This is a genomic window from Terriglobales bacterium, from assembly GCA_035651995.1.
GTDB lineage: Bacteria > Acidobacteriota > Terriglobia > Terriglobales > Acidobacteriaceae > DASRER01.
Genome location: DASRER010000021.1, coordinates 63,614 through 82,382 on the forward strand (window position 1 = coordinate 63,614; position 18,769 = coordinate 82,382).

The window sequence follows — 18,769 nt, forward strand, 5'->3', positions numbered from 1 at the left end:
TCTTCCTCGTCAACTTCAGGGTTCCTGGGGCCGGAACGATGCCAGGATGGCCCGAATCTGGGGCTGCGCGTTCGGCAGCAGCAGGCGGCGGGCTGTTTCCACCATGCTCTGCTGCTCGGGGGTGAGCGGTTTGCCGGAGCGTTGCAGGCGTTCAGACAACACTATGGCTTCCAGCAGGTCGGTGGATTGTTCCAGGCGATCGTTGACGAGAATATAGTCGTATTTCGAGTAATTCTCAATCTCTTTCGTCGCCGTGCGCAGCCGCCGCTCGATCACGCCGTTGTCGGCAACGTGTTCGGCCTGGCTGCGCTTGCGCAGCCGGCGTTCCAATTCGGCACGCGACGGCGGCAGCACGAAGATGCTCACCGCATCGGGAAACTTCTGCTTCACCTGTGCAGCGCCCTGCACGTCGATGTCGAGCAGCAGGTCGTGTCCGCTCGCCTGCGCCTGTTCCAGGAACCGGCGCGCCGTGCCGTAGTAGTGGCCAAACACCTCGGCGTGCTCCAGGAACTGGTCGCGCCGGACCATGTCTTCGAATTTCTCGCGTGTGACGAAGAAGTACTCGTGCCCGTCGCGCTCGCTGCCGCGCGGCGGCCGCGTGGTGTAGGAAATGGAAAAGTCCAGGTTGGGGACGCTCTTGCGCAGCTCGTTCACCAGCGTGGATTTGCCCGAGCCGGAGGGCGCCGAGATGATGAAGAGATCGGTCATGCTCGATTGCCGAATTGCCGAATTGCGGAACCGCGGAATTGAGATTCCCCGGATAGGGTCCCGGTTCGCCGCGCCCGAGGCGCGGCATTCGGTGGTTGCCTTGAAATTCGGCGATTCTGCGATTCCGCAGTTCGGCAATTATTCAATGTTCTGTGCCTGCTCGCGCGATTTCTCCACCTCCGACTTCATGGCCAGCCCAAGCTCGGTCAGCCGCAGCGCCTCGCCCACCACGCCTGAAGTCTTGGAGAGCAGCGTGTTGGCTTCGCGGTTCATCTCCTGCAACAGGAAGTCGAGTTTTTTGCCGATTTCGCCGTCGGCGGAGAGCAGTCCCAGGAAGTGATCGATGTGCGTGTTCATGCGCACCAGTTCTTCCTGGATGTCGCCGCGTTCGGCCAGCAGCGCGGCTTCCTGCAGCAGGCGATCGGGATCTGCCTGGACGACAAGCTCCTTCATCCGCGTCTGCAGCTTGTCCAGGTGCGCGCGCAGCACCACGCCGCGCAGCTTTTCGATTTGGCCCACGGCCTCGCGCAGCCGCGCCATGCGCTCGCGCAGCTCGCGTTCCATGCTGCGCCCTTCTTCTTCGCGCATGTGGTTCAGGCGCGCGATGGCATCGCTGGTCGAGGCCAGCACCGCGGACTCGGTACCCTCATCCATGGACGCGCCCGCCGGGCCCATCGCTCCGGGCAGCCGCAGGACCACGTTCAAGTCTGGCTCCGACGCCACCCCGAATTCCCTGGCCGCCGCGCGAAAAGCCGCAATGTAGCCGGCCACCAGCGGCCGATTCAGGGCGAATCCGTCCGCCCCAGCCTGCTCCAGCGAGAGCGTGAGTTCCACGTGGCCGCGCGCCAGCTTCTCTTTCAGCAGGCGGCGCAGCTTCATCTCCAGGCCATCGCTCTCGGAGGGCAGCCGCAGATGGAGATCGAGGAAGCGGTGGTTCACCGACTTGAGCGACACGGTGTAGTTCAGCGCCGCGCCGCCGGGTGAAGTCGCAACCTGTCCCTTCACCTGCGCGAACCCGGTCATGGAACGGATTGCCATCAGCGTTTTCTTTCCCCGACGGGCGCATTCATCGGCGGCGCGGGTACGCCGAGTGTGTCGCCATTCTTCGGCGCATCCATCTCCACGAACTGCAAATCATAAAGCCTGCGATACGTGCCGAAGCGCGCGAGCAGGTCTTCGTGGCTGCCCACGTCGGCAATGGTGCCGCCTTCGAGCACCACGATGCGATCGGCGCGGCGCACTGTCGTGAGCCGGTGCGCTATGACGAACACGGTACGGCCCTCCATCAGGTTCTGCAGCGCCGACTGCACCAGCGCCTCCGATTCGGTATCGAGCGACGAGGTGGCTTCGTCCAGAATCAGAATCGGCGCGTTCTTCAGCAGCGCGCGCGCAATCGCCAGCCGCTGGCGCTCGCCACCGGAGAGGCGCACGCCGCGCTCGCCGATGACCGTGTCATAGCCCTGCGGCAGCGCGGTGATGAAGTCGTGCGCCAGCGCCGCGCGCGAGGCCGCCAGCACCGCGTCGGAGGAAACATGCGGCTGCCCGTAGGCGATGTTGTTGCGCACCGTGTCGTTGAACAGGATCGTTTCCTGGGTCACGATGCCGATCTGCGCGCGCAGCGAGGCCAGCGTCACCTCGCGCACGTCGTGTCCATCAATCAGCAGCCGCCCGGAGCTCACGTCGAAGAAGCGCGGGATCAGGTGCACCAGCGTGCTCTTGCCGGCGCCGCTGGAGCCGACCAGGGCCACCACCTCGCCCTTGCGGACGTTGAGGTTCACGTCGCGCAGCACGTCGCGGCTCTCGTCGTCGGAGTATGCAAAGCCCACGTTCTCGAACACCACGCTGGCGCCAAACGCGGGCAACGTGTGCGCTCCCGGGCGCTCCTTCACGTCGTCGCGCTCGTCCATCACTTCGAAGATGGACGACGAGGCTCCCAGCGCCTGCTGGAAGTTGTTGTAGAAGAGCGCAAACTTGCGCACCGGTTCATAGAGTTTGAAGACGGCCACAATGAACGCCAGGAACGTGCCGGTGGTGAACACGCCGCTGCGGATCTGGTCGCGCCCGAGCAGCAGGAGCACGGCAATGGCCGCCGCGCCCAGCACGTCCATGAGCGGCGAGCTGATGGCCGCCGCCGACACCGAGCGCAGGTTGGCACGGAAGAGCCGCCGCGCCGCGCCGCGGAAGCGCACCGTCTCCCACAGCTCCATCCCGAAGGCCTTCACGATGCGGTTGCCGGTGATGGTTTCGTGCAGGATGTTCTGAATCTCAGCCAGCCGGTCCTGCCCGCGGCGCGTGGATTGCCGCACCCGCGTCCCGATGCGCCGCGCCGACACCAGGATCACCGGCACGAACAGCAGCAGCACCCACGCCAGCTTGCCGCCCAGCAGCACCACCACGCCGGCCGTGAAGATCAGCGTGAACAGTTGCTGCAGCAGCTCCGCCAGCACCTGCGACATGGCGAACTGCACGCGCTCAATGTCGTTGACGATGGTGGAGAGCAGTTGCCCCGTCGGATTGCGATGGAAGAACGCCACCGAGCGCCGCAGGATGGCGCCGTACAGGTCGTCGCGCAGGTCGGTGATCGTGCCGAAGCCGGCGTAGTTCACCAGGTAGGTGCCGGCGTAGTCGAAAACGCCCTTGAGCACGGTGGAGGCGACCAGCGCGAACGCCACCACCGTCCATGCGTTGTGGAAGCGATCGGGCACCAGCTGCCGCAGGTCGAGCGAAACGTTTGTCCCCGGCAGCGTGAAAAGGCGCAGGGAAGTCGCCTTCGACGCCGGGTTGAGCACCTGGTCAAGCACCGGGCCGATCAGCAGCACGCGAAATGCATCGAGCAGCCCCACCAGCGACATCAGGAACACAGAAGCCGCCAGGTGCAGCATGTAGGGCCGGACGTAGCGCAGCAGGCGGGTTAGCTGGCGCATGAAGCCTCGCGCCGGGGAAAGGATGTCGGCTGACGGAGCAAGTCACAATTCTACTGGAAGCGAGCGCGCCCATGAACGCAAAGCCCCATTTGCGGCAGCGCAAGCAGAGAAAGGCAGCCCGTTGCGGGCTGCCTCGATTGCCGGACCGGATCGTCTACTTGTGGGCGTACGCCGTGACGTTGGCGTAGTAATCGCGGTGCATCTTGCCGTCACTGACGGCGGCAACCTGGAGCGTGATCGTCTGGCGCTCCTGCTCGGTCCGCTTCTCATTGGCCGCGTTGAGCGCCGCGCCCACCTTGTCCACGCCGTCGGGGCCGCTGGTCGTGTACCAGACATAGCGTCCGTTGGGATCGGAGGTGTGCACCTGCTCCACGTCGAGACCGTACTGCGTGATGGCGCCGTTGGCGACCAGCTCGTCGAAGATCGGCTTCTGGTTCTTCTCCCAGAGCTGCCGCCAATCGTTCCCTTTTCCGGGCAGCACAAGGTTGTAGCTCACCACCAGGAATCCGGGTCCAGTCTTCACGCTGCTGCCCTTGTGGATGAGCGAGCGCAGCAGGTAATCGCGGTGCTTGGCCTGGAGCTGTCCTTGCGTCGGGGTCAGCTTCAGCAGCTCGACGCGCGCTTTGTCGAGGTTGGCAATCGAACTGGCCGTCCACCATGTGCCGTGGGTCGGTCCGTCGATTTCGTGGACAAACGTCTCGTACGTTCCGTAGCCGATCAGCGTTCCGCTCGAGACCAGCCGGTCGAGAATCGGTTGGGCGCTCTGCGCGAAGGCCCTGTAATCGGCCCACTGCGCGCGCGGGATGTTCCACTCCGCCACGTAAGTGAACACGGGCGGCGCGCTCGGCGGCGCCATCTGTGCGGCGGCGGCGCTCGCGAGCAGCAAAACAACGGCAAACAGACTCAGCCTCTGTCGGATCATCTGTCCTCCTGAATTTTTGGACTGGAAACGTGGGCCTGTGGACCTAAGGAGTGGAACGGACATCTGGGACGGAAAGGTCGCGGCGTGAATCTATGCCCTTGCCCACACATTGTCAAACGACGGTGCGGCTGGTTGCGGCAGGTCAAAGCGGGCCGATCAGCAGCTCACCCCTTCGGCGAATCGCGATGCACGACCTTCAGGTTGTAGCCCGCCTTCTTCAGCCGCCTGGCCACTTCTTCGGCGATCATCACTGAGCGGTGCTGTCCGCCAGTGCAGCCGAAGCCGATCGTCAGGTAGCTCTTGCCCTCGCGGATGTAGTGCGGCAGCAGGTACACCAGCAGGTCGGAGATGCGCGAAATGAACTCCTGCGTCTGCGGAAACGAGCGGATGTACTTGGCCACTTTCGGATGCCGCCCGGTCAGCGGGCGGAATTCCGGCACAAAGTGCGGGTTGGGCAGGAAGCGCACGTCGAACAGCAGGTCGGCGTCGTTGGGAACACCCTGCTTGTAGCCGAAGCTGACGCACGAGACGAGGATGTTCCGGTCGGTCGCCTCGCGCTGGAAGCGTTCGAGCACGTGGGCGCGCAGCTCGTGGACGTTGAAGCGCGAGGTGTCAATCACCACGTCGGCCACGCCGCGGATGGGCGCCAGGCGCTTGCGCTCGGCGGCCAGCGCCGCGCGCACGGTGTCGCCCGAGCGCCCCAGCGGATGCGGACGCCGCGTCTCGCTGAAGCGGCGCAGCAGCGCATCGTCGGAGGCTTCCATGAAGACCACCGTGGTCTTCAGCGTCTTCTTCAGCGATTGCAGGTATTGCGGCAGCCGCCCCAGGCGCGTGCCCTCGCGGATGTCCACCACCAGCGCGGCGCGGTCAATCTCGGCCGAGTGCCGCACCAGTTCGCCGAAGCGTGGAATCAGCTCGACGGGAAGATTGTCTACCGCGTAGTAGCCCAGGTCTTCAAATGCTTTTAAGACGCTGGCCTTGCCCGAGCCGCTCATGCCGGTGATGACCACCAGCTCGGTGCGCCGGCCGGCGCCGTTGGCAGGCGATTTGCCGGTGGCGCGCCGGGCGCGCTTTCGGGAACGCGCCGCGGTATGCGTGCGAGCTGTGCGTGCAGGCATGAACGAGCTTCCATCGTATCACCGCCCATCCGCGGGCCCGCAGCAGCGGAGCGGGAGAATCCCACGCCGCGGATCCGGTCAGTGCGGCGGCAAGCAATGCCGCGACGCAAGCGGAGAGCACTCGCCAGCCACAGCCGGGACAAACTCCCGCTGCTCGCAGCACATCTCACAGGGTGTTCCCCGGAAAGCGGTCACCATGCTTCGCCAAGCCGCTCTGCTGGCCCTGCTGGGGCTGGCCGGAGTATGGGCCGGATGCGGCAGCAGCAACTCTGTCAGCTCCACGCCTCCGCCCACTCGCACCACGCCCAGCCCGACGCCCACGCCGAATCCCTCCACCGCGCCGGAGGCGTTCTTTGCCACGCTCTTCAACAGTGTGGGCGCGGTCCGCACGCCCGCCGGCCAGGTGACGGTGGACGCGGCGGCAAACCATGGCGCCGGAAACGTTCAACTGACCAACGGCGTCGCCCTCACGACGACCCAGGTTCTGCAGTTCTGTCCGTTCGCAGGGGCGTTCGGCGACTGCATCACCATCCCGGTGACGCCTGCGCCGGCGGGCTCGAACTTCCAGTTTCCCAGTACCGGCTCGTTTGCGGGCATCTTTCACGTGATCGAAGGCGGGCAGGAGACCTTCGTTGGAGCCATGGGGGGCACCGCCGGCGTCAGCTTCCGGGCGGCGCTGTTGCCGGCATCGTCTATCACGTTCGGCATCGGCCAGATCGTGGGCGCTGCGCCCATAAGCAGCGGTTCGGTCTCGATTACCGGGCAGACGATGCAGGTCATCATTGACGGCACTACGCCGAACCAGACCTTCGGTGTGTCGATCTGCTCGATCCTTGGAACAATCAACTGCCAGACGCTGGGCTCAGTTACATCGAACGCCACGGGCAGCGTGTCGGGCAACGTAACCAGCGTGCCCTCAGGATTCGCCGGCGTGGTGCTGATCAGCGACAGCGCCGGGCCGGAGTTCATTTCGGGATTCCGGGTCCAGTAGGGCTTCGCGTCTCGCACCCACGCCGACCAGTCACTGTCGTAGGCCCCCACCCCCGGGTGGCGCTGTGGTTTTTCAGTGGCTTGCGGGGCAGGTTCCGTGTAACTGGTGCAGGTGCTCGGGTTAAGACCGAGGTCTTAACTTGTTTGTTTTCAGTTATGGTGATTGGATTGCGCGCTATCGCGCTCCGGCGCCCTTGAAAGCGATGTCAAGATGGCGGCGGGCGACGGCGCCCGCCGCTACAGCGTGAAAAGCTCTCCCTACTTTGAGAATAGCAAATTGGGGTGGGGGAATGAGAAAGCGCGGGAAGTTTTTATTGTGAGCGGATGGAATGGGTTGCGGGGAATTGGGGCGGCGCGAGGGCTTGACATGGAATGTGCGATCGCACAAGGCGTCGTCTCGTCGGGTGGTCCAACTCCCAGGCGCTGGGCTCAGGTACATCGAATACGGCGGGCAGCTTGGTCGCCGATGTCGCCCCGGCGCCATCCGGTTTCGCCGGCGTCTTGCTGGTCAGTGACAGCGCGGGTCCGGAGTTCGTCTCCGGCTTCCGCGAGACCGAAACCTCTCGCAATGAGAAAGGGGCGCCTAGCGGCGCCCCTTTGTTTTCATTCACGCGGGCGAGGCCGCCCGCGTCCACATCGGCAAATCTACGGCGCCTCGATCAGCTCCATCTTGCCGTCTTTGGTGCGGTGCAGGACCTTGATCTTGCCTTTTTCGTCGCGGAAGACGAAGACCTCGCGGTCGCGGAACTCGGCCTCCTTGATGGCCTCTTCCAGGCGCATGGGGCGGAGCGCGACGGCGTCCTGCGCCGGCACGACGTGCGCTTCGGTGGTGCGCACCAGGGCGGGATAGGTATGCACGACCACCGGCACGGCGGTGGTGGCGCTGGCGCCAACGGCCACCTGCAGGGCGCGTTCGCGCGGCTGCGCGGCGGCCCATTTGCGCCGCTGATGCCGCTTGCGCGCGCGCCAGCGCGCCTTGTACTTGATCGCCTGCCGCTCGATGCGGCCCAGCGCCTCGCCGACCACCATGGTCATCTCGGTGCCTTCGGCCGCGCCCACAATCGAGTGGTCGCGCACCAGCACGGTGATCTCCGCGATCTGACGGTACTTTTCCGCCGTCAGGATGACGTGGCTTTCAAAATTCTCGCCAAAGATTTTTTTGATTTTTCCCAGGCCGTGTTCCACCTGTTTGCGGATTGCGGGAGTGATTTCGTACTGCCTTCCGGTGTACTCAACGTTCATTGTGCTCCCTCCTTAGGGAACGCCGGACTCGAACGTCCCGGACCCCGGCAGGGCGCCGGAACCGGGATACAGACTTCACTCATCGCTTGGGGGAACTTTGGGGCGCGCTCCGGCTGCCCGTCTTTTACTTCCTGATCCTCCTCTGGTGCGTGCTCGGAATCTTCATGTCCTCCCGGTATTTCGCCACCGTGCGCCGCGTCACCTGGATGCCCTGCGACTGCAGGATGCGCGTGATCTGCTCGTCGGTCAGCGGGCGCGACGGGTCTTCGTCTTCGATGAGCTTTTTCACCCGGCGCTTCAGGATCAGCAGGCTGGTGCCGCCGCCTTCCGGGCCGTTCACGCTCTCGCTGAAGAAGTAGCGCAGCTCGAAGACGCCCTGCGCCGTGTGCGCGTATTTGTTGGCCACCGCGCGGCTCACCGTGGAAGGATGCACCCCGATCTCTTCCGCCACTTCCTTGATCATCATCGGTTTCAGGTGATCGATGCCATGGTCCAGGAAATCGCGCTGCCTGCCGAGGATCGCGTAGCAGACCTTCAGGATGGTCTGCTTGCGCTGCTCGATGTTCTTGATCAGCTGGATGGCTGACTTATACCGCTCTTTGACGTAATTGCGCACGTCTTTTTCGGCCGCTTCGCGCGCCAGCAGGCGGCGGTAGGTCGGGTTCAGCCGCAGGGTGGGCACGTCCTCGTCGTTCATCACGACGATGTACTCTTCCCCCTGCTTCACGAAGGCCACGTCAGGCTCGATGAGCCGCGCGGAAACCTTGTTGTAGCGCAGGCCGGGCTTGGGATCGAGCGTCTTGAGGAAGTCGAGGGCCCGGGTCACCGCTTCGATCGGCCGCCCGATGGCCTTGGCGATCTCCTTGTGCTGCTTGTTCTGGACTGCCTTGAGGTGGCTGCCGACGATGGCAATGGCGTCGTCCAGCACCTGGCCGGTGTCGCCGTTCAGCGACGCGCCCATTTCGCGGCCGTCCTCGTGCGCCACTTTGAGGTACTGCAGTTGCGCCAGCAGGCACTCGCGCAGGTCGCGCGCCGCCACACCCACCGGGTCCATCTGGCGAACCAGATTGATCGCTTCCTGCAGGTGCTTCACGGTGAAGGGCGGCGTGCGCGGCGCCATCTCAATGAGCACGCCGCGCTGGGGCGCTGCCGGACGATCTGTTTCGGCTCCGGCGCTCGGCCAGTCCACCGGCGCAGCGGCCGCAACTGGTTCCGGCGCTTCCGCCACGGCGGTCTCGGCGGTTGTGGCGACTGCGGCAGCCTGCAATCCGGGTCCGGCAGCGCCCAGTTCCGCCTCGCCCGCCTCGGCGGCAGCGGCCACCGATTCCGCCACGGTTTCGCCCCTGGGTTTCTCCTCTTTCTCCTCTTCGTCGTCCGCCACCGGCTCGGGCGGTTCGGCCACGCGCTGTCCCGCAGCGGCGGCCATCAGCTCTTCGTTGCTGGCGGTCAGGTATCCGTCTTCGTTCAGGTTGCCGATCACCAGTTCGGCGGCGGCATAGACCTCGGGCTTTACGTGCAGCGACCCGAGCTGCCACATCAGGTGCTCGGTCAGCGTGGTGGGCTTGGAGAGGAAGTTCTCAAACGACGGCCGCTCCACATACTCCGACTCCGGGCTGCGATAGCCGGGATCGAGGTACTCCTGGAAGAACGATCCAAAATCAATCTCTTCAAAGGGATCGCTGCTCTTGGTTTCGCCCGGGGGCGGGGTTTCGTCGTGGCTGGCGCCGGGGGCGGTCGCGGCCCGGTCGCGGTCCTCTTCGCGCCCGGCCACCTCGTCGAGCAGCGGGACAGCCGAGTCCAGCTCCTCCAGGACCGGGTTTTCCATCATCTCCGCGTTGATCATGTCCTTCAGCTCAAGCTTGTTGAGCGCCAGGACGGAGACCATCTGCACCAGGCCAGGAGTCAGGATCTGCTTCTGGCTGACGCGAAGATTCAGTTTGGGCTGGAGCAATACCATTGCCAGAGGCCTACAGTACCACGGTTACGTTAGCACTATTTCCTCAGACGCCACGCCGTCAGATTACTTTTGTTACCGGCGCCGCGCGCCAACTTCGGCCTCGATCGGGCCCAATTGCCACTAAACCAGCGAAAAACTCTCGCCCAAATAGACCCGCTTGACTTCCGGGTCGTTGCCCAGTTGTTCGGGCGTCCCGGTGCGGAAAATTCGCCCGTCGTTGATGATGTAGGCGCGATCGGTCACGCTCAGCGTCTCGCGCACGTTGTGGTCGGTGATGAGGACGCCGATGCCCGACGTCTTCAGCTCCGAGATGATCTTCTGCAGGTCGAGCACGGCGATCGGGTCGATGCCCGAAAACGGCTCGTCCAGCAGGATGAAGCGCGGCGAAATGCACAGCGAGCGCGCAATCTCAACCCGCCGCCGCTCGCCGCCGGAAAGCGAGTAGCCGCGACTTTTGCGCAGGTGGTCGAGCCCCAGTTGCTCGATCAGCCTGTCCATGATGCGGCGGCGCTCACGCCAGCTCATGGGTTGGGCTTCCAGCACCGCCAGGACGTTTTCCTCGACCGTCAGCTTGCGGAAGACCGAGGGCTCCTGCGGCAGGTAGCTGACGCCGTAGTTCCGCGCCCGCAGGTACATGGGCACGTCGGTAATGTCGTCGCCGTCGGCCATGATCCGCCCGGTGTCGGGCCGCGTGAGGCCGACGATCATGTGGAACGTCGTCGTCTTGCCGGCGCCATTGGGACCCAGCAGCCCGACGACTTCCGCCTGGTTGATGTGGAGGGAAACCCCGTTGACCACCCGGCGGCCCCGAAAAGACTTGCCAAGCTCGTCAGTGGCCAGGGTCAGCATTCAAATCTACTTGCTAACTCGCGTCTGGGTGACCGTTCTAGACGTGCCGTTACTCTCAACCACAACCCTATCATCGCGTTGGAAGAAGGTCAACGAATCGCCCGTAATCGTGCCGTGTTCGGCATCAAAAATGCTAGGCGGCCCGCCGGTCAGCACGAACTTGCCCTCCGCCGCCGAGTACACCAGCCGCGTGCCGGTCGCTTTGCGGCCCGGTTCCTCGATGGTCACGCGCCCTTCCGCGACGATCTGCTGCACCTGACTGGGCCCCTGCGCCTGTCCGGAGCCGCCGCTCTGGCCCGCCGGCGGGTTGCGCGGGTGCAGGATGACGTCGGCATGGTCGGCCGTGAGTGTGGTTTCAGCGCCGCGCGCCACCACGCCGCCGGAGAAGCGCGCCCGGCGGTCGCTATCGGAGTAGGTGAGCCGCGCCGCGCTCACGTTCACCGGCGCGGCCCTTCCCTTGCTGTCGATCTGGGTGAAGACGGTGGAAACCGGCTTCAACGTACTTCCTTCCGCCAGCATGCTGCGGCGGTCGCGGTCGAATTCGATCGTTGGCGCTTCCACGATGTTGGCGTCCTGCCACAGCCGGGCGCCGCCGGTGTAGCGCGCAACAGCGGAGGCGCCGCCCGCCGCCCGCCGCGCCGACATCGCCGCGGCCGTGACGTGCACCGGGCTGCCCGAGGCGAGCATGGCGCCGCCAGGCGACTGCTTCGATTCGGTGTAAGTGGTCTTCACGTCGCCTTCGGCGCTCACCTCGCCCGTGCGCCGCAGCACGCGCATGCTGTTGGCGGTGAGCGCCAACCCGCTTTCCGAGTAGCGCGGACTGCCGTTGAGCACCAGCAGGTCGTCGGCTGCTGTGTAGCGCGCGCTCTCAGCCCGCGCCTCGCGCCCCGCTTGCTGGTAGTGGAAGTCCCCCTGCTGCACGATGGCGGCAACGCCGCGCCCGCCCGGAGCAAACGTCACGTCGAGCTCGCGGCTGGTGGTCACCTGGTCGGGCTGGCCCGCCGTGCGCGAGACCAGCTTCGCGCCGGGCGAGCCGTGCATTGACTTCAGATGATTGCTGCCGTCAAAAACCGTCTCAAAGCGGCCGGCAGTGACGACGCTGGTTGTCGGCTGCGCTTCAGCCGGCGCCGGCGCCTGCACCAGCGTGATCTGTGCCGCGCCGCTGGTGATCGCGCGCTCCAGGATTCGGCCATCCTTCACATCGGCATCCACCGCGTCAGCGGCCAGGTCAAACGACTGGCTGTCGGCCGCCGTTTGCGCCCGCCCGCGCGGCGCGGCCTTGGGCGGCAGTTGCGCGATGCGCACGTGTTCGGTGGCTTTCACGTGCGCGACGCGGTTCTGCCCGACGAAGTCCGCCACAACGCGTCCCGCTTCGGCGTGCATCGGGCGGTCGCCCGCGGCATCCAGCACCGCGTTGCCGGTGAAGATTGCCTGCCGCACCCGGTCCTCGCCCGCCATCAACAGCTCGGCGTTGTTCGACTGGAAGCGTCCGCCGCCCGGGCCCGCGCGCGCCAGCACGACGCCGCCGGAAGCAAAAACGTGTTCCACCGTGTTGTCGCGCCGGAACAGCGCCCGGACGGTGCCCGCCTGCAGCGTGGAATCGCCCTGCTCGCCGCGCACGGTTTCGAACACCGCCTGCGCCGGCTCCTTGCTGATCACGCCGTGCTCGGCGGTGAATACGGCCGGATTATTGCCGCTGATGCTCGCCGCCACGCGCGAACGCAGCGTGAGCGTTCCGGCTTTCGTGTCGTACACGGCGCCAACCGCGGCGCCGTTGGCCTGTGGGGTGTTGAACTCAATGGTCTGGTCGGTGGTCGCGATGCCGGTCTTCTGGTTGAACGTCAGGCCGCTGGTCTTCAGGTGGATGGGGTTCTTCAGCTCGCGCGGCGGCGCCTGGTCAGGATGCGCCGCGCCCTCCGTGTCGGCCTGCAGGTCAATCTGCACCTCGCCCGGCGCGCTGACGGCGCCGGTCTGCGGGTCGTACTGGAAGACGGCGCCGTAGATCTGGTCGTAGCGGTTCGACTCGCGCCCGTAGAGCACGATGCTCACGTCGTGCAGCTCGGCGCGCCCGCCTTCCTTGTATTGCAGCGTCTTGGCCGCGCGGATGGTGAACAGCGTGCGCCCGCCCTCGCTTTTCGAAAGGGTGAATTCTTTCGTGCTCTGCTGGATCTCGACGCCCAGCTTCTGCGGCAGTTCGGCCAGCGCGCGCTGCGCCCGCATGCGCGCGTAGAAATAGAAGCCGGCCAGCACCAGAACCAGCAGCGCCGCCGTGGACGCCATCCACCAGCGCAGCCGCCGCACGTTGAGGGGCATGGCAGTATGGTAATTGACGCTGCTGAAAAGGCGCTGCTCGCAGGTAGCTGCTGGCTGGAGCCAAAGCAACACAGTCTGCGTGACTTCGTGTCTGCGTGGCGCATCACGCATCTCCGCGCCCCGATCGTGCCGGCAGCCAGAAGCCAGCAGCCGGCGGCGTTTTACCCGGCAGCGCCTTTCTGTATCCTTGAGCTTCCGCGATGAGCGTGATCTACGGCATCAACGCGGTGCTCGAGGCCATTCGCGCGCGCGGCGAAGCGATTGAGTACATCGCCGCCGCCCGCGAGCGCCATGATGGCCGCATCCAGCGGGTGGTGGACGCTGCCCGCGCCGCCGGCGTTGCCGTGCGCTTTCTGCCGCGGGAGCAGGTGGCGCGCCTGGCCGGCGGAGAGCAGCACCAGGGCGTGGCTGCCGTCGTCGCGGCGAAGCCGTACGCCGATCTCGGCGAGCTGCTCGCCGCGCCCCGCGGCCGCCATCGCTTTCTTGTTTTGCTCGACGGCGTCGAAGACCCGCACAACCTCGGCGCTGTCCTGCGCACCGCCGACGCAGCCGGGGCCGACGGCGTGGTGATTCCCGAGCGCCGCGCCGCCGGCGTGAACGCCACCGTGATGAAGGCATCGGCCGGCGCCGCCGCGCACGTGCCCGTCGCGCGCGTCACCAATCTGAACCGCGCGCTGGAGGAACTGAAGCGCCAGAACATCTGGACCGTCGGTCTGGACGAGCGTGCCAGTCAGGGCTACGACGAGCTCGACTACAACATGGACTGCGCGCTCGTCCTGGGCGCCGAGGGCCACGGCCTGCACGAGCAGTTGCGCAAGAAATGCGACTTCCTCGTTCGTATACCGATGGCCGGCCAGGTGCCGTCGCTCAACGTTTCCGTGGCCGCCGGCGTGGTGATGTACGAAGTCGCGCGCCAGCGACGGACGAAGGTCCCCAACGCAGAGGACGCAACGCGCGCAAAGGGCGCGGAGTAGTGGCATTCGTTGTTTCGTGACCGGGGTTTTGAAGGGGCACGGCTTCAGCCGTGCCGGAAGCGCTCATTCAGAATTTGTCATCCCGAGCGCGCCGAACCGAGCCGCGCGAGGGAGGCGCAAGCGAGGGGACCTGCTTTTGCCAATGCGAACGTTAGCGCTCGCGCTTCTCCTGACCGCGCCCTCCTTCGCCCTCGACCGTAACGCCTTTACCTTCACGCGGTACGACCTGGCGGTCACCGTCACGCCGGAAAAGGGTGAGCTGCGCGCTTCCGGCCGTATCACCGCGCGCAACGACTCGACCGCGCCACAGCGCAACTTCACCCTGCAAATTTCCTCGTCGCTTGCCTGGACCTCGATCACCGCCGGCGGCAAGCAGGTCACCGCCGTCCGCCAGCCCTACCAGTCCGATATTGATCACACCGGCGAGGTGAACGAGGCCATCCTCAGCCTGCCGGGCGACGTCGCCCCGGGGCAGAGCATCACCGTGGACGTCGCTTACGAAGGCCAGATCTCGAGCGACGCGACGCGCCTGATGCGCATCGGCGTGCCGCAGGCGGTAGCGCAGCGCAACGATTGGGACCAGATCAGCGCCACGTTCACCGCCGTGCGCGGCCTCGGCTACGTCGCCTGGTATCCGGTCGCGATGGACGCAGTCAGCCTGAGCGAGGGCAGGGAAGTGTTCGACGCGCTCGCCGACTGGAAGCGCCGCCACGCCGCGTCGAGTATGGCGGTGCGGATCGAGTTCCCCGCCGGCTTCAGCGTCGCGGCTGACGCTGAGGGCATGGAAACTGTGCGCCCGGCGCCAACGCCGGCAGTGAACCTGCAATGGCCCTCGCTGGCCCAAGTCGTCCCCGCCTTTAGCCTCGCCAGCTACGAAGTCCTCGAGCAGCCGCCGCAATCCAGGCCGGTGGTCATCTGGTATCTGCGCCCGCACGGGCAGGTCGCTCGCGAGCTGGCCGCCGCCGCCTCGCGCACCGCGCCCCTCCTCCAGGACTGGTTCGGCGCGCAGCGCCACCCTGTCCGCGTGGCCGAGCTGCCATATGCCGAGGCGTCGCCGTGGGAGGGCGGCGCCATGCTGTTCACGCCGCTGCGTCCGGCGGCGTCGCAGGAGCTGGAGCTCGTCATGGCCCACCAGCTCGCGCACGCCATGTTCGATTCGCCGCGCCCGTGGATCTACGAAGGCCTGGCGCACTTCGCCCAGGCGCTCGTCCGCGAAAAGCAGGCGGGACGCGAAGCCGGCATCGCGCTCATGAACGCGCAACTGGGCCCGCTGGTCGAGGCCGAGCGCGAGAACACCGCGCCGGAAACCAGCTCCAGCCGCGCCGGCCGCGCGCAGGCCGCGCCGCCCGGCCAGGGCGATCCGCTGGCCACCTCCAACGACGAAATCATGTTCCGCACCAAGGCCATGTTCTGCTGGTGGATGCTGCGCGACATGATAGGCGCCGAAAATCTTCAGCACGCGCTGGCCAGGTACCGCGTGGCGGCCGACAAAGAGCCCGCCTACCTCCAGCGCCTGGTGGAAGCCGAAGCCAGGAAAAGCTACGAGTGGTGGTTCGACGACTGGATCTATCGCGACCGCGGCCTGCCTGACTTCCGCGTGGAATCCGCGTATCCTCGCGAGACCGTCGCCGGCGCTTATGGCGTGACCGTGACGGTCGAGAACGCCGGCGCCGCTGCCGCAGAAGTACCGGTCATCGTCCGTGCCGAAAGTGGCCAGCGCGTTTCGCGCACTCAGGTTGCCGGACACGCCAAGGTTGTCGCCCGCGTGCTCGTACCGGCCAGGCCCGTCGAGGCCACGGTCAACGACGGCAGCGTGCCGGAGATGAGCGCCAGCAACAATGCAGTGCCGATTGAGGTGAAGCAGTAGGGACAAATTTTCAAGTTTCGCGTTTCAAGTTTCACGCCGGTTGGTTTTCGCTTGAAACTTGAAACTCGAAACTCGAAACTCATTCAAACCACGGATGCCATACATACAGTTTCTCGGCGCGGCCGGCACCGTCACCGGCTCCAAGCACCTCATCAATACCTCCACCGACGGCCCCGGCGACGGCCTGCAAGTGCTGGTCGACTGCGGCCTGTTCCAGGGCCAGAAAGAATGGCGCGAGCGCAACTGGCAGCCGCTGCCGCTCGACGCGGCGGCCATAGACGCGGTCATCCTTACGCACGCGCACATGGACCACGCCGGCTGGATTCCGCGGCTGGTGAAGCAGGGCTTCCGCGGCCCGGTCTACGCCACGCCGGCGACGATTGATTTGTGCGGCATCCTGCTGCCCGACAGCGGCCACCTGCAGGAAGAAGAAGCCGCGTTCCACAACAAGCACAAAACGTCGAAGCACACGCCCGCGCTGCCGCTCTACACCTTCGCCGAAGCGCAGCAGTGCCTCGCGCAGTTCCAGCCGGTGAACTTCGGCGAAGTGAAGCAGCTGCGCCCGGACTTCTCGTTCCGCTTCTTCCGGGCGGCGCACATTCTCGGCTCCGCCATGACCGAGATCACGCTTCCGGCGCACGATGGCCCGCCGCGCAAGCTCGTCTTCACCGGCGACATCGGGCGCGTGTGCAGCAACCGCGAGGCGCCGGGCAAAGTCGTCGGGTGCGGGCCCGAACCGGCGCCCGAGCCGCCGGGCGTTCTGGTGATGGAATCCACCTACGGCAACCGCGCGCACCCGGCAGCGGACGCGCGTCCCGAGTTGGCCCGCCTCATCCGCGAAGCCGTCGCGCGCGGCGGCACGGTCGTTGTCCCGGCCTTCGCCGTCGAGCGCACACAGAAATTTCTTTTCATGCTGAAGGAGCTGATGGAGTCGGGCCAGGTTCCGCGCGTGCCCGTGCACTTCGACAGTCCGATGGCCATCGAAGCCATCCAGATCTACCTCAAGCACGCGGACGAGTTCACGCCCGAAGCGCGCGCCCTCGTCGAGCGCTACGGCTCGCCGCTGGACTGGCCAGGGTTTTACTGCGACAGGACGCAGCAGGACTCCAAGAAGCTGAACGACGCGCGCATGCCCATGATCATCGTGTCGTCGAGCGGCATGGTGACCGGCGGACGCATCCTGCACCACCTGATGCTGCGCCTGCCCGACCCGCGCAATGTCGTGCTGTTCATCGGGTTCCAGGCGCCGGGCACGCGCGGCGCCATCATCAAGAGCGGCGCCAAGTCGCTGCGCATCTTTTCCACCGACGTTCCCATTCGCGCCCAGGTCGCCGCCCTCGAACAGTTCAGCGACCACGCCGACACGCCCGAGCTGCTCCAGTGGCTGCACACCTTCCCGCAGCCGCCCAGGACGACCTACCTCGTCCACGGTGAACCGCCCGCGGCCGCGCAGCTGCAGTCCGCGATCGCGAAAGAGATGAAGTGGAACGTCCAGATCGCGCAGTGGATGCAGAAGGTGAGCGTGTGACAGCGGAAGCACCGGCCTTCAGGCCGGTGAGAATGGTGGAAGCGCCGGCCTTCAGGCCGGTGAAACAAGACCGCGCGCGAGAGGGGCCTTGGCCCCGGTACGACCGATCCTTCAAGTTGTCTGCGTTTGGCTCAGCCCGGTGCGCGCTCACCGGCGGTGGCCGCTTTGGTCCGCGTGAACTCCACCAGCGCTTCCAGCTTGCGCCGGGCCGCGCCCGAATCAATCGACTCGGCCGCCAGCGGTACGCCCTCGGCCAGCGTCGCAGCGCGGCCCGCCGCCACCAGCGCGGCCGCCGCGTTCAGCAGCACCACTTCGCGGCGCGCTGACCTGCCGCCGGCGAGCACCTCGCGGATCAGCATCGCGTTTTCCGCGGCATCGCCGCCGGCGATGTCGGCGAGCGACGCCCGCTTCAATCCGAACTGCTCGGGCGTGACCTCGTAGAGCGTGATTTGTCCGTCGCGCAGCTCGGCCACGCGCGTCGAGTCGGTGATCGTGATCTCGTCCAGCCCGTCGTTGCCGTGGACCACCAGCGCGCGCGTGACCTTGAGCATTCGCAGCGCCTCGGCCAACCGTGGCACCAGGTCGTCGGAATAGACGCCCACCACCTGGCACGACGCGCCCGCCGGGTTCGTCAGCGGCCCGAGCAGGTTGAAGACCGTGCGCAGCTTCAGCTCACGGCGCACCGGCTGCACGTGTTTCATCGCCGCGTGCAGCGCCGGCGCGAACAGGAACGCGATGCCCACCTGCTCCAAGCACGCGGCCAACTGCTCCGGCGCCAGGTCCACGCTGACGCCGAGCGCCTCCATCACGTCGGCCGAGCCGCACTTCGAACTCAGGCTGCGATTGCCGTGCTTGGCCACGCGGACACCCGCGCCCGCCACCACCAGCGCCGTCGCCGTCGAGATGTTGAACGTGCCCGCCGCGTCGCCGCCGGTTCCGCAGGTGTCGAGCAGGGAAGCATCGAGCAGCGCGTCGCGCCCGGCGCCGCTCGCGTCCAGCGTGGAAGCGCCGGCCTCGCCCGCCGCGCCGAAACGCAGCGCCGTGGCCGCGCCGCGGATCGCCTCGGCGAATCCCACGATCTCGTCCACCGTCTCGCCGCGCATGGCCAGCGCCGCCAGGAACGCGCCAATCTGCGCGCCGCTCGCACGGCCGGCCAGGACTTCGCCCATCGCCGCGCGCGCTTCTTCCCGCGACAGCGTGGCGCGCTGTCCCACGATCCGCTGGATGGCCTGCTCGAGCATCACGCCGGCTTCGCTTCCATCATAAATGCGCCCAACACGAAAACAGCCGCCGCGCCGATTCGGTGTATCTTTACTGCTCCGGACTTTCCTGCGGACCGGGGCGCGGCGCACGGCGGGCGCCGCCGCTCGCTCCAGG

Annotated in this window: 14 protein-coding genes; 4 read left to right on the top strand and 10 right to left on the bottom strand. The window is 66.3% G+C overall.

Annotation, left to right across the window (positions count from 1 at the left end):
• Nucleotides 1-15 precede the first annotated feature (15 nt).
• The 5 genes from gmk to rapZ form a co-directional block, all read right to left on the bottom strand.
• Nucleotides 16-708 (bottom strand): guanylate kinase, encoded by a 693-nt coding sequence (gmk, locus tag VFA60_07770; protein HZQ91671.1) that lies wholly within the window; start codon nt 706-708, stop codon nt 16-18.
• 138 nt (nt 709-846) lie between these two features.
• Nucleotides 847-1,746 (bottom strand): YicC/YloC family endoribonuclease, encoded by a 900-nt coding sequence (locus tag VFA60_07775; protein HZQ91672.1) that lies wholly within the window; start codon nt 1,744-1,746, stop codon nt 847-849.
• Nucleotides 1,746-3,632, bottom strand: a complete 1,887-nt coding sequence (locus tag VFA60_07780; protein HZQ91673.1) for an ABC transporter ATP-binding protein — start codon at nt 3,630-3,632, stop codon at nt 1,746-1,748. Before VFA60_07780 ends, VFA60_07775 begins: the two co-directional genes overlap by 1 nt.
• Before the next feature lie 154 nt (nt 3,633-3,786).
• Nucleotides 3,787-4,554 carry a hypothetical protein gene (locus tag VFA60_07785; GenBank protein ID HZQ91674.1) on the bottom strand — a complete coding sequence of 256 codons (768 nt, stop codon included), beginning with the start codon at nt 4,552-4,554 and terminating at the stop codon, nt 3,787-3,789.
• Nucleotides 4,555-4,718: 164 nt separating this feature from the next.
• Nucleotides 4,719-5,672, bottom strand: a complete 954-nt coding sequence (gene rapZ / locus VFA60_07790; GenBank protein ID HZQ91675.1) for an RNase adapter RapZ — start codon at nt 5,670-5,672, stop codon at nt 4,719-4,721.
• Between the two features lie 196 nt (nt 5,673-5,868).
• Between rapZ and VFA60_07795 the strand changes: the two genes are divergently transcribed.
• The gene (locus tag VFA60_07795) at nt 5,869-6,663 is read left to right on the top strand and encodes a hypothetical protein (GenBank protein ID HZQ91676.1); all 795 of its coding nucleotides are present in this window, start codon (nt 5,869-5,871) and stop codon (nt 6,661-6,663) included.
• 644 nt (nt 6,664-7,307) lie between these two features.
• Here the strand turns inward: VFA60_07795 and raiA are convergent.
• From raiA to lptC, 4 genes are all read right to left on the bottom strand, one after another.
• Nucleotides 7,308-7,904 (bottom strand): ribosome-associated translation inhibitor RaiA, encoded by a 597-nt coding sequence (gene raiA, locus VFA60_07800; GenBank protein ID HZQ91677.1) that lies wholly within the window; start codon nt 7,902-7,904, stop codon nt 7,308-7,310.
• 124 nt (nt 7,905-8,028) lie between these two features.
• Nucleotides 8,029-9,861: an RNA polymerase factor sigma-54 gene (gene rpoN, locus VFA60_07805; GenBank protein HZQ91678.1), complete on the bottom strand. Its 1,833-nt coding sequence runs from the start codon at nt 9,859-9,861 to the stop codon at nt 8,029-8,031.
• A gap of 120 nt (nt 9,862-9,981) precedes the next feature.
• Nucleotides 9,982-10,710 carry an LPS export ABC transporter ATP-binding protein gene (lptB, locus tag VFA60_07810; GenBank protein ID HZQ91679.1) on the bottom strand — a complete coding sequence of 243 codons (729 nt, stop codon included), beginning with the start codon at nt 10,708-10,710 and terminating at the stop codon, nt 9,982-9,984.
• A 6-nt stretch (nt 10,711-10,716) separates the two neighbouring features.
• On the bottom strand, nt 10,717-13,023 hold the full coding sequence (lptC, locus tag VFA60_07815) for an LPS export ABC transporter periplasmic protein LptC (GenBank protein ID HZQ91680.1): 2,307 nt from the start codon (nt 13,021-13,023) through the stop codon (nt 10,717-10,719).
• Between the two features lie 200 nt (nt 13,024-13,223).
• Between lptC and rlmB the strand changes: the two genes are divergently transcribed.
• The 3 genes from rlmB to VFA60_07830 all read left to right on the top strand — a co-directional run bounded on the left by rlmB (nt 13,224) and on the right by VFA60_07830 (nt 17,392).
• Nucleotides 13,224-13,997, top strand: coding sequence for a 23S rRNA (guanosine(2251)-2'-O)-methyltransferase RlmB (gene rlmB, locus VFA60_07820; protein ID HZQ91681.1), 774 nt, complete (start codon nt 13,224-13,226; stop codon nt 13,995-13,997).
• 142 nt (nt 13,998-14,139) lie between these two features.
• Complete coding sequence (locus tag VFA60_07825) at nt 14,140-15,864, top strand: hypothetical protein (GenBank protein ID HZQ91682.1); 1,725 nt, start codon at nt 14,140-14,142, stop codon at nt 15,862-15,864.
• A 94-nt stretch (nt 15,865-15,958) separates the two neighbouring features.
• A complete protein-coding gene (locus tag VFA60_07830; GenBank protein ID HZQ91683.1) occupies nt 15,959-17,392 on the top strand; it encodes an MBL fold metallo-hydrolase in 1,434 nt (477 codons plus the stop codon).
• A 131-nt stretch (nt 17,393-17,523) separates the two neighbouring features.
• On the opposite strand, the gene trpD is transcribed toward VFA60_07830, so the two are convergent.
• Nucleotides 17,524-18,633: an anthranilate phosphoribosyltransferase gene (gene trpD / locus VFA60_07835; GenBank protein HZQ91684.1), complete on the bottom strand. Its 1,110-nt coding sequence runs from the start codon at nt 18,631-18,633 to the stop codon at nt 17,524-17,526.
• Between the last annotated feature and the right edge of the window lie 136 nt (nt 18,634-18,769).